The 14403-nt window shown below is 62.8% G+C and carries 15 protein-coding genes and 1 riboswitch; of the genes, 6 read left to right on the forward strand and 9 right to left on the reverse strand.

What is annotated here, in order from left to right; genetic code table 11:
* Window positions 1-2: 2 nt before the first annotated feature.
* Entirely contained in the window at window positions 3-1667 is a 1665-nt protein-coding gene (gene bglA / locus B5V02_RS15490) for a beta-galactosidase BglA (protein ID WP_111544997.1), read from the forward strand.
* Between the two features lie 42 nt (window positions 1668-1709).
* Window positions 1710-2822 (forward strand): ABC transporter ATP-binding protein, encoded by a 1113-nt coding sequence (locus tag B5V02_RS15495; RefSeq protein ID WP_111544998.1) that lies wholly within the window; start codon window positions 1710-1712, stop codon window positions 2820-2822.
* Between the two features lie 83 nt (window positions 2823-2905).
* Here B5V02_RS15495 and B5V02_RS15500 read toward each other — a convergent pair whose 3' ends face one another.
* The 3 genes from B5V02_RS15500 to B5V02_RS15510 all read right to left on the reverse strand — a co-directional run bounded on the left by B5V02_RS15500 (window position 2906) and on the right by B5V02_RS15510 (window position 3682).
* Window positions 2906-3142 carry a DUF680 domain-containing protein gene (locus tag B5V02_RS15500; RefSeq protein WP_111544999.1) on the reverse strand — a complete coding sequence of 79 codons (237 nt, stop codon included), beginning with the start codon at window positions 3140-3142 and terminating at the stop codon, window positions 2906-2908.
* Window positions 3143-3213: 71 nt separating this feature from the next.
* Entirely contained in the window at window positions 3214-3414 is a 201-nt protein-coding gene (locus tag B5V02_RS15505; RefSeq protein WP_111545000.1) for a DUF680 domain-containing protein, read from the reverse strand.
* Window positions 3415-3484: 70 nt separating this feature from the next.
* Window positions 3485-3682: a DUF680 domain-containing protein gene (locus B5V02_RS15510; RefSeq protein WP_111545001.1), complete on the reverse strand. Its 198-nt coding sequence runs from the start codon at window positions 3680-3682 to the stop codon at window positions 3485-3487.
* Window positions 3683-4194: 512 nt separating this feature from the next.
* Window positions 4195-4396: riboswitch (cobalamin riboswitch) on the forward strand.
* Window positions 4397-4511: 115 nt separating this feature from the next.
* Between B5V02_RS15510 and B5V02_RS15515 the strand changes: the two genes are divergently transcribed.
* Both B5V02_RS15515 and B5V02_RS15520 read left to right on the forward strand, forming a co-directional pair.
* The gene (locus tag B5V02_RS15515; RefSeq protein ID WP_111545002.1) at window positions 4512-5759 is read left to right on the forward strand and encodes an aromatic ring-hydroxylating oxygenase subunit alpha; all 1248 of its coding nucleotides are present in this window, start codon (window positions 4512-4514) and stop codon (window positions 5757-5759) included.
* Window positions 5760-5939: 180 nt separating this feature from the next.
* Window positions 5940-7040, forward strand: coding sequence for an FAD-binding oxidoreductase (locus tag B5V02_RS15520; protein ID WP_111545426.1), 1101 nt, complete (start codon window positions 5940-5942; stop codon window positions 7038-7040).
* A 64-nt stretch (window positions 7041-7104) separates the two neighbouring features.
* Here the strand turns inward: B5V02_RS15520 and B5V02_RS15525 are convergent, their stop codons facing one another.
* The 6 genes from B5V02_RS15525 to B5V02_RS15550 all read right to left on the reverse strand — a co-directional run bounded on the left by B5V02_RS15525 (window position 7105) and on the right by B5V02_RS15550 (window position 13279).
* A complete protein-coding gene (locus B5V02_RS15525; protein WP_111545003.1) occupies window positions 7105-7851 on the reverse strand; it encodes a ferredoxin reductase in 747 nt (248 codons plus the stop codon).
* The gene (locus tag B5V02_RS15530) at window positions 7848-8459 is read right to left on the reverse strand and encodes a molybdopterin-dependent oxidoreductase (protein ID WP_111545004.1); all 612 of its coding nucleotides are present in this window, start codon (window positions 8457-8459) and stop codon (window positions 7848-7850) included. The genes B5V02_RS15525 and B5V02_RS15530 overlap by 4 nt, the downstream gene beginning before the upstream one ends.
* 149 nt (window positions 8460-8608) lie before the next feature.
* On the reverse strand, window positions 8609-10132 hold the full coding sequence (locus B5V02_RS15535) for a DegQ family serine endoprotease (protein ID WP_111545005.1): 1524 nt from the start codon (window positions 10130-10132) through the stop codon (window positions 8609-8611).
* A gap of 259 nt (window positions 10133-10391) precedes the next feature.
* Entirely contained in the window at window positions 10392-11111 is a 720-nt protein-coding gene (locus B5V02_RS15540) for an MBL fold metallo-hydrolase (RefSeq protein ID WP_111545427.1), read from the reverse strand.
* A gap of 34 nt (window positions 11112-11145) precedes the next feature.
* Entirely contained in the window at window positions 11146-12312 is a 1167-nt protein-coding gene (locus tag B5V02_RS15545) for a diphosphate--fructose-6-phosphate 1-phosphotransferase (RefSeq protein WP_111545006.1), read from the reverse strand.
* A gap of 199 nt (window positions 12313-12511) precedes the next feature.
* Window positions 12512-13279, reverse strand: a complete 768-nt coding sequence (locus B5V02_RS15550; protein WP_111545007.1) for a L,D-transpeptidase — start codon at window positions 13277-13279, stop codon at window positions 12512-12514.
* Window positions 13280-13519: 240 nt separating this feature from the next.
* Between B5V02_RS15550 and B5V02_RS42240 the strand changes: the two genes are divergently transcribed.
* Window positions 13520-13642 (forward strand): hypothetical protein, encoded by a 123-nt coding sequence (locus tag B5V02_RS42240; RefSeq protein ID WP_013528283.1) that lies wholly within the window; start codon window positions 13520-13522, stop codon window positions 13640-13642.
* Window positions 13643-13737: 95 nt separating this feature from the next.
* Complete coding sequence (locus B5V02_RS15560) at window positions 13738-14361, forward strand: LysE family translocator (RefSeq protein ID WP_111545008.1); 624 nt, start codon at window positions 13738-13740, stop codon at window positions 14359-14361.
* Window positions 14362-14403: the final 42 nt, after the last annotated feature.

Raw genomic sequence — 14403 nt, forward strand, 5'->3', positions numbered from 1 at the left:
CAATGCAATCCGCTTTGAAGGCCAGTTCGAAGCCTGACCTCGCCATCGATCGCGACTGGTGGCGGGGTGCGGTGATCTACCAGATCTATCCGCGCAGCTACCAGGACTCGAACGGCGACGGCATCGGCGACCTGAAGGGCATCATCGGCCGGCTCCCCTACATCGCGGCACTCGGTGCGGATGCCATCTGGATTTCGCCGTTCTTCAAGTCGCCGATGAAGGATTTCGGCTACGACGTCACCGATTACTGCGACGTCGATCCGATGTTCGGCACGCTGGCCGACTTCGACGCGCTGACCGCCGAAGCACACAGGCTGGGCTTGAAGGTGATGATCGACGAGGTACTGTCGCACACCGCCGACAATCATCCATGGTTCAAGGAAAGCCGGTCGAGCCGCAACAACCCGAAGGCAGACTGGTACGTGTGGGCGGACGCCAGGCCGGACGGCACGCCACCCAACAACTGGCTGTCGATCTTCGGCGGCTCGGCGTGGCAATGGGACACCAGCCGCCAGCAATATTACCTGCACAACTTCCTGGCCGAACAGCCCGATCTCAATTTCCACAACCACGAGGTCCAGAACGCGCTGCTCGACGTCACCCGCTTCTGGCTGGAGCGTGGCGTCGACGGCTTCCGGCTCGACACCATCAATTTCTACTTCCACAGCCAGGGTCTGGAAAACAATCCGCCGCTGCCGCCCGAGCAGCGCAACGACCAGACCGCACCCGCGGTCAATCCCTACAACTACCAGGACCATCTCTACGACAAGAGCCGCCCGGAAAACCTCGGCTTCCTCGAACGCTTCCGCGCCCTGCTCGATGAATATCCGGCAACCGCCGCGGTCGGCGAAGTCGGCGATTCGCAGCGCGGGCTGGAAGTGGTGGCGGCCTATACGGCCGGCGGCAAGCGCGTGCACATGTGCTATTCCTTCGACTTCCTGGCGCCGGAAAAGATCAGTGCGGCCAAGGTCCGCTCGGTGCTGGAATCCTTCGGCAAGGTCGCCAGCGACGGCTGGTCGTGTTGGGCCTTTTCCAACCATGACGTGATGCGCCCGGCCTCGCGCTGGGCGGCAGGCGAAGCCGATCCGACCGCCTATCTCAAGGTCATTTCGGCGCTGCTGATGTCCTTGCGTGGCTCGGTCTGCATCTACCAGGGCGAGGAACTTGGGCTCGGTGAAGCCGACCTCCGTTTCGAGGATCTGCAGGACCCCTACGGCATCCGCTTCTGGCCGGAATTCAAGGGCCGCGACGGCTGCCGCACGCCGATGGTGTGGGACGGCAGCGCCAGGAATGGCGGCTTCTCCTCGGCCAAGCCCTGGCTGCCGGTGCCGGCCAAGCATCTGTCGCAAGCGGTCAATGTCCAGCAGGGCGACGAGACCTCGCTGCTCGAGCACTACCGGCGCTTCCTCACCTTCCGCCGCGCCCATCCGGCGCTGGCCAAGGGCGACATCACATTCATCGACAGCGAGGGCGACACCGTCGCCTTCACGCGCCGCGCAGGCAACGAGCAGATCGTCTGCGTCTTCAATCTGGGAGCCGGGCCAACCAAGGTTGACCTTGGCAACCGATCGCTGCAACCTTTGCCCGGGCACGGATTTTCGGGGCAGGCGAGCACTGGTTCCATACAGCTCGGCGGCTACGGCGCCTGGTTCGGGCGCATCGACTGAATTTCAAATCACTTGAATTTCAAATTACTGGGAGGAAAACCAATGGCCGATGTCACGCTAAGACAAGTGAAGAAGTCCTACGGCAATCTGAACATTCTCCACAGCATCGACCTCGATATAAAGTCGGGCGAGTTCATCGTCTTTGTCGGCCCGTCGGGCTGCGGCAAGTCGACATTGCTGCGGTCGATCGCCGGGCTTGAGGAAATCACCTCCGGCGAACTCAAGATCGCCGGCGAGGTGGTGAACGACGTGCCGCCGTCGAAGCGGGGCATCGCCATGGTGTTCCAGTCCTACGCGCTCTACCCGCATATGACCGTCTACGACAACATGGCGTTCTCGATGAAGATCGGCAAGGAGAACAAGGCCGAGATCGACCGCCGCGTAAAGCAGGCCGCCGAAATCCTGCAGCTGACCAAATATCTCGACCGCCTGCCCAAGGCGATGTCGGGCGGCCAGCGCCAGCGCGTCGCCATCGGCCGCGCCATCGTGCGCAATCCGAAAGTGTTCCTGTTCGACGAGCCGTTGTCGAACCTTGACGCGGCGCTGCGCGTTGCCACCCGCATCGAAATCGCCAAGCTCAAGGAATCGATGCCCAACACGACCATGATCTACGTCACCCATGACCAGGTCGAGGCGATGACGCTGGCCGATCGCATCGTGGTGCTCAAGGAAGGCCATATCGAGCAGGTCGGCACGCCGATGGATCTCTACAAGAAGCCCGGCAACCTGTTCGTCGCCCAGTTCATCGGCTCGCCGGCTATGAACATCCTGCCGGCGACCATCGACAAGACCGGCAACCCGACCGTGGTCAGCCATGTCGGCGGCCGCAAGGCAAGCGTGCCGATCGCGACGCCGGCTTCGGCAAAGGGTGCTGCTGTGAGCTTTGGCGTGCGGCCGGAAGATCTGATCATCGCCAGCGGCGCGGACTATCTTTTCGAGGGAACGGTGGACTATGTCGAGCAGCTCGGCGAGGTCCAGCTTGTCTATGTCGACATCGGCCGCGCCGACCTGCCGCTGGTGACCAAGATGCCAGGCAATGTCGAGGTCAAGCGCGGGGCGACGCTGCGGCTGAGCGCGGACGCCAGCGACCTTCACATCTTCGACGCGGACGGGCACTCCTTCTCGCTCCGTCAGCCGGAAGCAAAGGCGGCCTGAGGTCAGGACATCGGAGGCCGTATAAAAGACAAAGAGCGGCGGGCACAGGCCCGCCGCTCTTGTTTGGAGATCAGCTTCGGTTGTTAGTGGCCGAAGAGGTTCCGGTCGCTGCCCTGAGGGGCGGACTTCTGTACGTCGTCCGACGAATTGAGCAGCTTGCCGACGAAACCACCGCTGTTGCGGATCGAGCCCGTATGCGAGCTGTCAACCGACGTGACCGCGGGCTGATTGGCACCATCGGAGCCAAAGTTGTCGCTGCCGGCGAAAGCGCTACCGGAAAGCGCCAGAACGGCGGCGGCAGCAATAAGGATCTTGTTCATTTTAGTCTCCTGAATTTTTCGAGCCTCTCCAAGACGGCGGGACAGACCCGCCGTCCGCTGGGAGTTGGCTGTTAGTTGTTGCCGAACAGGTTGCGGTCACTGCCCTGAGCGGGCGTCTGAGCCGCCGGTTGCGACGTCTTGGTGGAAGCCGTGTACGAGTGGTCAACCGCGGCTGCAGGCTGTTTGGCGCCGTTCGAACCATAGTTGTCGCTGGCGGCGAAGGCGCTGCCGGAGATGGCCAGAACGGCGGCGGCGATGAGGATCTTGTTCATTTTAGCTCTCCTGAATTTCTGGATTTCACCAGGGCGGCGGAGCGAGGCCGACGCCTCTGGGAATCGGCTGTTAGTGGCCGAAGAGGTTACGGTCGCTGCCCTGGACAGGCGTCTGAGCAGCCGGTTCCGACTTCTTGACCGAAGCGGTGTAGGAGCTGTCGACAGCGGTGGCTGCCGGGGCGTTCGAACCATAGTGGTCGCTACCGTTAGCGAAGGCGCTGCCGGAAATGGCCAGAACGGCGGCGGCAGTGAGAATGATCTTTTTCATTTTTTGGTACTCCAGTATTTCTTATTTTTGCCGTCCGTCTAGCGGCGTGTCTTGGGATGAAATCGCGTCGTTCGGACAGCCCCGATGTGGGAAAGCCATCCAGCCATTTCCAATCACGAAGTTGTTCCGCGTGGACCAAGAATCTGCCACTTGAAATTGCGCCAGGAGTTTCCACTCTCAATGTTTTTCTGATTTATATCAAAGAGTTGTATGAAACCGTCGCCCAGATCACCAACTGTGTCGGAGGCCCAGTGTTCACCCGTCCTGCACGCACCGTCAACAGAAACGAACCGTTCGGTTCGATTTTAGATGCTGCTAATAGTCACTTTTCGAAACCGTTAACCTTTTTTGGCCCCTGGCAAGGGGTCGAACTCGAGTAGATTGCAGCCGGCTATGGCTGCCGAAGAGATAGGATTTCGGCCCGGCAATCGCCAACCTGGGCGTTTCGCACACGTGTCGCGCCGCATGGATACGATGTCGTTTTCATGCCGATGACGCGCCCGCGATCGTGATTAGATCATGTCATCTCAGGTGCCGCTTCGTGACGACGAGGCGGAGAATTGGGAAGCCGGTCAGAATCCGGCGCTGCCCCCGCAACGGTGGTGGAGTTCAAGTCGCAACGGGAGACCACTGGGCAATCGCCTGGGAAGGTGTCGCGATGGTCCGCAAGGACAACTCCAGAGCCCGGAAACCAGCCCGAGATGTTTGAACTCGACTGATCGCGGTGGGCGGTCAAGAGGTGGATAGTGCATGTCCGGCGCATCGCCGGCCTGCGTCCGATCCTTCCTCCGTCACCACCAGTTCAGTCCTTAGATAACGAGGACAGGACATGGATGCTCGCAACGACATGCTGAGGCTCTTGAGTGGGCGCCGGCAAGGCTTTTCGCTGGAACAGCCCTTCTACACCGATCCAGACTATTTCAAGCTCGACATGGAGCTGATCTGGTATCGCGACTGGCTGTTCATCGGCCATGATTGCGAACTGCCGAAGCCGGGCAGCTACATCACGGCACAGATCGGCGACTATCCGGTCGTGCTAGTCCGCGACCAGCAAGGCAAGATCAACGCCTTCCACAATTCCTGCCGCCATCGCGGTAGCCGCGTCTGCAATTCCGACAAGGGCACGGCGGCAAAGCTGGTCTGCCCTTATCACCAATGGACCTATGAGCTGGACGGAAGGCTCTTGTTTGCCAGGCAGATGGCCGACGGTTTCGACAAGAGCCAGTTCGCCTTGAAGCCCGTCGCCTGCGAAAGCGTCGGCGGCTACATTTTCATCTGCCTGGCCAAGGAGCCGGCGGATTTCGCGCCGATGCGGGCGATGATCGAGCCGTACCTTTTGCCGCACCGGCTGCGCGAGGCCAAGGTGGCGTTCGAATCGACCATTGTCGAGAAGGGCAACTGGAAGCTGGTCTGGGAAAACAACCGCGAGTGCTACCATTGCGCCGGCAATCATCCGGAGCTCTGCAAGACTTTCCCGGAAGCGCCCACGGTGACCGGCGTGCAAGGCGCCGACAGCGACCCGGAGATGCTTGCGCACTGGGCGAAATGCGAAGCGGCCGGCCTGCCGAGCAAATTCCGCATCGATCCGGCCGGACAGTACCGCGCCACCCGCGCGCCGCTGCTGCGCGACGCCGTCAGCTACACGATGACGGGAAAGCGCGCGGTCAAGAAGAACCTGTCCGACAGCGTTTCGACCGACCGCATCGGTTCCTTGCTGCTCTATCACTATCCGACGACCTGGAACCACATCCTGGGCGACCACGCCGTCACCTTCCGGGTGCTGCCGATTAGCGCCACGGAGACCGCGGTGACGACCAAATGGCTGGTCCACAAGGATGCGGTCGAGGGCGTCGACTACGATCTCGCCGAGCTTACCCATGTCTGGACCGAGACCAACGATCAGGACCGCCGCATCGTCGAGGAAAATGCTTTCGGCATCCTGTCGCCCGCCTACGAACCCGGCCCCTATTCGGAGCTGCATGAGGGGGGCGTGATCCAGTTCGTCGAGTGGTACGCGTCGTTCATCGGTCCGCGCCTTGCCGAAGGCGGCCGGCCGGCGCTGCGCAGCGTTGCCTAATGCATGTCGCTCAAAAGTGGCCCCGGTTTTGAGACAACGACATGCATACAAACAAAGACTTAAAGCGCGGCGCATGAATCCGTTTCGACGCGACGCGCTTTAGGGCATGTCGCCCAAAAGTGCCCGGCGGTTTTGGGATCACGGCATGCACCGAACAAAAGGGACAAGAGGATGAATGCGATGACGGACCTTGGCCTCTATCGCCATCTCGACCAGATGACGCCCTGGAACGACAGGCTCCAGGTGCTGGAAGTGATCGGCGTCAGCGACGAAGCGCCTGATGTGAAGACCTTCACCTTCCGCTCCGACAACCAGACCTGGTTCCGCTACAAGCCGGGCCAGTTCGTGACGCTGGAACTGCCGACCGCCGACGGGCCGCTGATGCGCACCTACACGCTGTCGTCTTCGCCATCGCGGCCGTTCTCGATCGCGGTGACGATCAAGGCGCAAGCGGGCAGCATCGGCACACGCTGGATGTTCGACCATCTGACGCCCGGTTCGCACGTCAAGGCCTATGGGCCGACCGGCGACTTTTCGCTGCACAGCCACCCGGCGGCCAAGTATCTGTTCATTTCGGCCGGCTCCGGCGTGACGCCGATGATGTCGATGCTGCGCTGGCTGAACGACTGCGCGCCATGGACCGATGTCGGCTTCGTCAATTGCGCGCGCCGCCCCGAAGAGATCATTTTCCGCAAGGAACTCGAGCTGCTCGGCAGCCGCATGCCGGGCCTGTCGCTCGGCTTCATGATCGAGGAGCGATCGAGCCGCGAGGGCTGGTTCGGCCATATGGGCCGCATCGACGCGATCCGGCTGCCATTGCTGGCGCCCGACTTCCGCGAGCGCGAGATCTTCTGCTGCGGCCCCGATCCCTTCATGCGCGCCGTGCGCGGCATGCTGGACGCCGCCGGCTTCGACATGACGAAATACCATCAGGAGAGCTTTGCGGCGCCTGTCGTGGAGGAGATCCCGGCGCCCTTCACGTCGCCTGCGGAGGACGGCGGCGCCGTTATCGTCGAAGCCGCGACGCCGATCCGGTTTTCGCTTTCGGATGTCGACGCCGAATGCGTCGCCGGCCAGACCGTGCTGCAAACGGCCCGCGCCTCGGGCGTGCGGATTCCCGCCGCCTGCGAGTTCGGCCTCTGCGGAACCTGCAAGGTGAAGAAGGTCGCGGGCACCGTCGAGATGAGCCACAATGGTGGCATCCTTGATCACGAAATCGACGACGGCTTTATCCTCGCCTGTTGCTCAAAACCGCTTTCGGCGCTCGAAATCGAGGCGTGACCGGTGGGCGATGCCGAGCCTCGGAACGGCGGCTGCGAGAAACCTCTCGAAGGGCTGCATCCGTTCAAACTCCGTAGCGCTCGGTGCGGATGATGTCCGCTGCAACGCCGGCATCGATCAGCGCTTGGGCGGCGGCCGAAACGAAGGCGTTGGAGCCGCAGACGAAGGCGATATCAGGCGGTCCGGGCAGCCGCGCCATGGATTGCACCATCATGGGAACGTCCACCCGCCGCGAATAATCGGCAGGACGGCGCGCGGCTTCGCGCGTCAGTGTCAGCACGAGGTCGAAGCCGTCCTTGCGATCATCGAGAGCGATCAATTCGTCGCGAAAGATCAATTCGTCCCAGACCCGCGCTGAAAAGACCAGGGCGACGGGCACCATCGAATTGCGCTTGGCGCGATGACGGACCATCGACATCAAAGGCACGACGCCCGAACCACCCCCGACCAACAGAAGCGGCCCGCTGTCATCGTGTGGCCAGATGAAATGCCCGCCGAGCGGCCCGCGCAGTTCGACCTCATCGCCAACCGCTGCGACGTCGTGGAAGAACGGAGAGACCTCGCCATCGTCGAGTTTTTCGATCGCCAGTTCGATCACCCCGTCCGTCTCGGGCGCGGAGGCAATCGAATAGGAGCGGCGCGCCTGATAGCCGTCCGGCGCTGTCAGCCTGACGTCGACATGCTGACCGGCCCGATAGGCGAACGGCCGCGATGGCTGGAAAAAGAAGCTGGTGACACGCGGCGTGCGCTTTTCGATACGGACGATCCCGGCCGTCTGCCAGGGCGATTGCGGCGCTTGTGCGTCGCTCATGGATCGTTCGTGTAGCGCTGCTCACGCCATGGGTCGCCATAGATGTGATAGCCGCGCAATTCCCAGAAACCCGGCTCATCGCGCTCGGTGAACTGGAGGCCGTTCAGCCATTTGGCCGATTTCCAGAAATACAGATGCGGCACCAGCAACCGCGCCGGGCCGCCATGGTCCGGCGTGATCGGCTTGCCTTCGTAAAACAGCGCGACCATCGCCTTGCCGGCGGTGAGGTCCTTTATCGGCACATTGGTGGAATAGCCGTCGAACGAATGCGCCAGCGTGAAGGCGGTCGGCGGCTCGATGCCGGCATCGGCGAGAATATCGTCGATCAGCACGCCTTGCCATGGCGTGTCGAACTTGGTCCACGCGGTCACGCAATGGATGTCGCGTGTCATCTTGGTCAGCGGCAAGGCGTTGAACTCGGCCCAATTCCATTTCTTGATCGGCCGCGGCCCGTGCTTCAGCGTGAACGACCACTCCTCGGTGCGCACCCGCGGCGTCGGGCCGGCTGACAGGACCGGAAATCCCTGCTCGAGATATTGCCCTGGAGGGATGCGCGCGTCGCCGTCGGTCGGCGGGCGCCGTCCTGAAAGGAAACCTCGGGTGACCATTGCGGCAATCCCCCTGCATCGGGCCATCTGTCAGACTTCATGCAGTTTTCTCGAAGATGCCGTGGCGGGCAACTGAAATCTTGACGGACTGGATCGGCGGCTCGTTGTCGCCGAGCCCGCCGATCCTGCCTTCAAGTCAGCGCCACGTGTCAGCCATTGGCAAACGGCACCGCGACATAAATCTGGCCGCCGTCGCGCTCCAACAGCAACAGCACCGATTTCCTGCCGGATTTGCCGGCCTGGGCGATCGCCTGGGTGACCTGCCTGGCGCTCTTCACCGGCACCTGATTGACGGCGATAATGATGTCGCCGGCCTGGATGCCGGAAGCCGCGGCCGCCTTGTCGGGATTGACGCTGGCAACCACCGCGCCGTGCTGATTGTCGGCTAGGTTCATCTGCTGGCGAATGTCGGGCGTGATGTCCATCAGGCCGAGGCCTATCGCGGGGACTCGATTGCCTTGCCCGGCGCTCGGCGCGCCGGACCCGTCGGTCACGGATGCCGTCTTCACATCGTCGCCGTTGAGCCCGACATCGACGGAAATATCCATGGCCTTGCCCTTGCGCCAGACATCCAGTGTCTCCCTGGCGCCCGGTGCGACATCGGCGACGGCCCGCGACAGGTCCTTGGGATCCTTTACATCCTGTCCGGCAAAGCTGGTGATAACGTCGCCGGTCTCGACGCCGGCCTTGGCAGCCGGCGAACCGTCATTGACCTGCGAAACCAGCGCGCCGCCAGGATGATCGAGCCCGATGGCGCTCGCCACATCCGGCGTCACCGGCTGGATCTCGACACCGAGGTAGCCGTACTGGATTGAGCCGTCCTTCATCAGCTTGGCGACCACCTTCTGGGCCTGGTCCGACGGGATGGCGAAGCCGACACCGACACTGCCGCCATTGGGCGAATAGATCGCCGTGTTGATGCCGACAACATTGCCGCTGACATCGACCAGCGGACCGCCGGAATTGCCATGATTGATCGGCGCGTCGATCTGGATGAAGTCGTCGAACGGCCCGCTGTGCAGATCGCGGCCGCGTGCCGAAACGATGCCGGCGGTGACCGTGGTGCCGATGCCGAACGGGTTGCCGATCGCCAGCACCTGGTCGCCGGTCATCAGCCTGTCGGAATCGCCCCATTTGACCGTCGGCAAGGGCTTGTCGGCTTTGATCTTGAGCACCGCGAGATCGTTCTTGGCATCGCGGCCGACGAGCTTGGCGGGAAGCTCGGTGCCATCGTCGAGCGTCACCTTGATCGAAGAGGCGCCATCGACGACGTGGTTGTTGGTGACGATGGTGCCATCGGCAGCGACGATGAAGCCGGACCCGAGCGCCTCGGCACGCGGAGCCTGTTGCGGCGGGGTCTGTGGAGCGGGCATGCCCTGGTCGCCAAAGAACTGACGGAAATATTCGTCGAACGGCGAGTTGCCGAGAGGCATGCCGTCATCCGTGCTTTCCGGCTGTGCCTTCATGGCGGTGGTGACGGTCACCACCGCCGGCTTGTCGGCGGCCACGATGGGGGCGAACGAGCCGTTGGGTGCCGTGATGCCGGCGACAGGTGTCTGGGTTGTCGGAACGGCGTTGCTCGCACTTTGGGCGAAAGATATGACAAAGGGAGATATGATTAGCGCAGCGCCCAGCAAGGCCGCGACGCGATGTCTGCGAAGGATATCTGACATGGTCGTTTGTCCGGGCGAGAGTTGATCCTGCGCTGTGGCCGCCTCCCTTGGGGAACCAGCCATCCGGCGTGTCGAAGGTCGCGATTGCCCGTCTCGCCTAGCATGGCAGCCGACCAGATCGACAGCCCTGCATCTAGGGTACGGATTGGCCCGATTTAGGGTTTTGAGGCGACCTTACGAAGATTTAATTTCCAGACGGCGACCGGTCACGATGTCGTCGGGCGACAGGCCAGGCGCTCTTCCCTGCCCCGCCGAGGCATCAGCCCGCGCCGGTTCGCTCGAGATAGGCCGTTGCAATTTCGCGCATGCGCTTGCCGTCGAAGCTTGGCCCGTGGCCGCCATGGCCAATGCGGATCGGGATGTCGAGCAGGCGTTGCATCGTGCGGCGATAGGCGGTCCGATCGGAGTCCGGCAGGTCGTCGATCAACGTGTCGTCGTAGATGGCGTCGCCGCTGAAGAACAGGCCATCGGCCTCGTCGAACAGCGCGATCGAATCCGGCGAATGCCCGGGCAGATAAAGCACGCGAAACTGCCGGTCGCCGAGATCGACCACGTCGCCCTCGTCAAGGGTCCGCGTCAATGGCGCTGACGGGATCCTGTAGTCGGCTGCCCTCCAGCCAGGCGCCGGCAATTTCGACACGGCGCCATCGAGATCGTGGAACATGTAGGCGTAGGTCGCCGCCTCATCCATGCTCTCAAACTGCGCGGCACTCATTCTTGGCCCGGCCCGCAACGGGAACTCGTGCAGCGAGCCGACATGGTCGAGATGGATATGGGTGGCGACGACCAGCAGCTGCTTGCCATGCGGCGTCTCGATCTCCGGCGCCAGCGGACAGATGCCCATGCCGGTGTCGACCAGCAGGTCGACATCGCGGCCGCGCAGATGCCAGATGTTGGCACGCACATAATCATGCACGAACGGTTCGGTCAGCATCGTCGTCTTTTCGTCGACGATGCTCTTGCTGAACCAGTCCGGCATCATCTTTGAGCCCGGCATCACGTGTGAGCCTGCATCAGACGAAAGGCTTCCCGACCTTGTATTTCTCCGGCACCAGCCGCTTGAGATAGGCCATGCCGGCCTCGGACAGCTGATTGACATCGGGCTTCATGAAATCGTCGGGCATATGGCGGGTCTTGCCGGCGACGTTCTTCAGAGGCACCTTCTTCAGCACCGTTTTGGCGCCGTCATATTGCAGCGCCACCGAGCCGCCGCCCTGTTCGGCGACGCTGACGGCGAAGGCGCCGGCATCGAATGCCTCCTGGGCGTCGACCGCGCTGATGGCGCCGATATAGCCGCGCGGCATATAGCCGAGCGCATCGACGCGGGCCCGCTTGCCGGGCAGCCCCTCGGCCAGCGCGCGTTCGAGCGCTGCCGGCAGGTCGCTGCCGGACAACTTGACGTTGCCATGCGCGTCGCGCTCGAGCTTGTCCGGCGGCACCAGGCTTTCGACCAGCGCCTTGCCGTCGGCGGTGCTGACACCTTCCGACACCGCGACGATGCAACGCTTGTGGCGATCGAGCGTGGCGCGCACGTCATCGATGAAGCCGGCCGCCGAGAATGGGCGCTCCGGAACATAGACGAGATGGGGGCCGCTGTCGGGGTCGAGTTGCCAGGCTGCAGCCGCAGCCGTGAGGAAGCCGGCGTGCCGGCCCATGACGATGCCGACATAGATACCAGGCAGAGCGCGGAAATCGAGGTCGACGGACAGGAAGGCGCCGGCGACGAACTCGGCCGCCGAGATGAAGCCCGGCGTGTGATCGTTTTCCTCAAGATCATTGTCGATGGTTTTCGGCGCATGGACGAAGGCGATCGTGCCGCCGGCAGCGTCCGTCAGGATCTGCTGCGTGCCGGACGTATCGTTGCCGCCGATATAGATGAAGGCGTCGGCACCGGCCTTCTTCAATCCGTTGAGGATGACCTCGCAATAGGCGGCGTCCGGCTTGTCGCGCGTCGAGCCAAGGGCTGCACTTGGCGTGCCGGCAATCAGCCGCAGCCGGTCTTCTGGGATGGCGGAGAGGTCGACATAGTTGCCGTCACGAATGCCGCGCACGCCGTGGATAGAGCCCAGCACCTTGGCGCCGGGATGCCGGTTGCGGATCTCCAGCGTCGCCCCGACCACCGTCTGGTTGATGACGGCGGTCGGGCCGCCGCCCTGCGCGATAACAAAAGTTCCGGCCATTCCTGACGTCTCCCGAGCGATGAATTCGCAGGCACATTCGCCTGTCTTTCGCTATCGCGCAACGGGAGAACCAGAGCATGATCCCGAAAAGCATGCCCTTGAGCCTGACACTTGGGCCTGACCCAAGAGTGAGAACCGGATTTCGCCAGAGATCATGCTCGAACAGAGAGAGAAGCGGCCGCGCCGGCGGCCGGCACGATCAGACGACGACGACCGGGTTCTTCTTGGAGACGCGGCTGTAGAGGTCGATGATGTCCTGGTTGATCAGGCGCACGCAGCCCGACGACATCGCCTGGCCAATGCTCCACCATTCGGGCGAGCCGTGGATGCGATAGCCGGTGTCCTTGCCGTCCTGATAGATGTAGAGCGCCCGGGCGCCGAGCGGATTGGTGAGGCCGCCGGGCTGACCGGCCTGCCATTTCACCAGTTCCGGCTTGCGGGCGATCATCTCGGGCGGCGGCGTCCAGGTCGGCCATTCCCTGCCATACTGGATGTTGGCGCGGCCGGACCAGCGGAAGCCGTCCTTGCCGATGCCGACGCCGTAGCGGATGGCATCACCACCCGGCTGGACGAGATAGAGCATGCGCTCCTGCAGATGGACGACGATGGTGCCGGGCGCCTCGCCGGTCGTGTCGACGACGATCTGGCGGCGGAACTCCGGCTTGACCTTCAGGTACGGCACTTCCGGCAGGTTGAAGCCGCCATCGGTCAACCCTGCATACATCACGTCGGGGCTGGTGATGTGCTTGTCGACGCTGATGCTCGGCCGGATCGGCCGTAATGAACCGGTAACCGTGTCGTCGAGCTCGAGCGCCGACAGACCGCCGCCCGAGGTCGAGCAGCCGGCGGCGCTGAGCAAAGCCAGCGCCCCCGCTCCAGACAGGATGGCGCGACGGGAAAGATGATGATCGGTTTCGATTGCGTCGCCGTTTCGCGGCGGCGTCAGACCTTGCGGCAACTCACGCATATACCCAAACCCTACGCTGTCGGCGGGAAGCACGGTCCGGCCGGATAGAACGCATTTTCATCATTCATGGTTGATAAAGCGTGAAGGCGTTGCGCTGCCTGCGTTTGCGCGTGCCTTGCTGGCGTTCGACCTGCCGCCCGACCGTCGACCAAGGCGCTGCTGCACAAAATGACCTCCGTCAGGTCATATGCCCGGCGCCGGCATTTCCCAATCCCCTCAGGCGGCCATCGAGGGGGATCCATGTGCAAGACCTTAAAAACCGACATCAAGCTTTTTGCCGCGGCCATTGTCGCAGCAGCAACCGTTCTCGGTGCCAATGTCAGCCTGGCCGATATCGTGAGCACATTGAGCGGCGCGAACTGACACCGACCTGCCGTTGGCGAAATTAGGGAAATCGCCCTTTACATTCTCCCATCGCCAAGGATTTATCCTCTTCTTTACGCTCAAAGGAGACGAGCATGTCCTTCGAAAACTGGGCCGCCTTCGCTGCCGCATCGACGATCCTTCTCATCATTCCGGGTCCGACCATCCTTCTGGTGGTGTCCTACGCGCTGGGCCAGGGCTGGCGCACCGCCCTGCCGATGGCGGTCGGCGTGGCGCTCGGTGACTTCACCGCGATGACGCTGTCGATGCTCGGCATCGGCGCGCTGCTGGCCGCTTCGGCGACCGTCTTCACCATCCTGAAGCTGATCGGCGCCGGCTATCTGATCTATCTCGGCGTGAAACTGTTTCGCGCCGGCGGCGCGCTGAAAGCCGAGCCGCGCACCGACGCGGTGTCCTCGGCCAAGATGATGGCGCATGCCTGGCTGGTCACCGCGCTCAACCCGAAAAGCATCACTTTCTTCGTCGCCTTCCTGCCGCAGTTCCTCGACCGGCATGCCGATTTCTGGACACAGATGCTGATCTTCGAGACGACCTTCCTGGCGCTCGCCTTCGCCAATGCCTTCGGCTATGCGCTGATCGCGGCGCGCGCGCGCAACGTCGTGCGCAATCCCAAGGCGATCCGCATCTTCAACCGCACCGGCGGCACGCTGCTGGTCGGCGCCGGCATCGCCACCGTGGCGATGCGTTCGGGCAATTAGGCGGGCCCTCTTTTTTGACCAAGGTCCCGAACCTCCGATTCG

The sequence above is a fragment of the Mesorhizobium kowhaii genome, assembly GCF_003253745.1.
GTDB lineage: Bacteria > Pseudomonadota > Alphaproteobacteria > Rhizobiales > Rhizobiaceae > Mesorhizobium > Mesorhizobium kowhaii.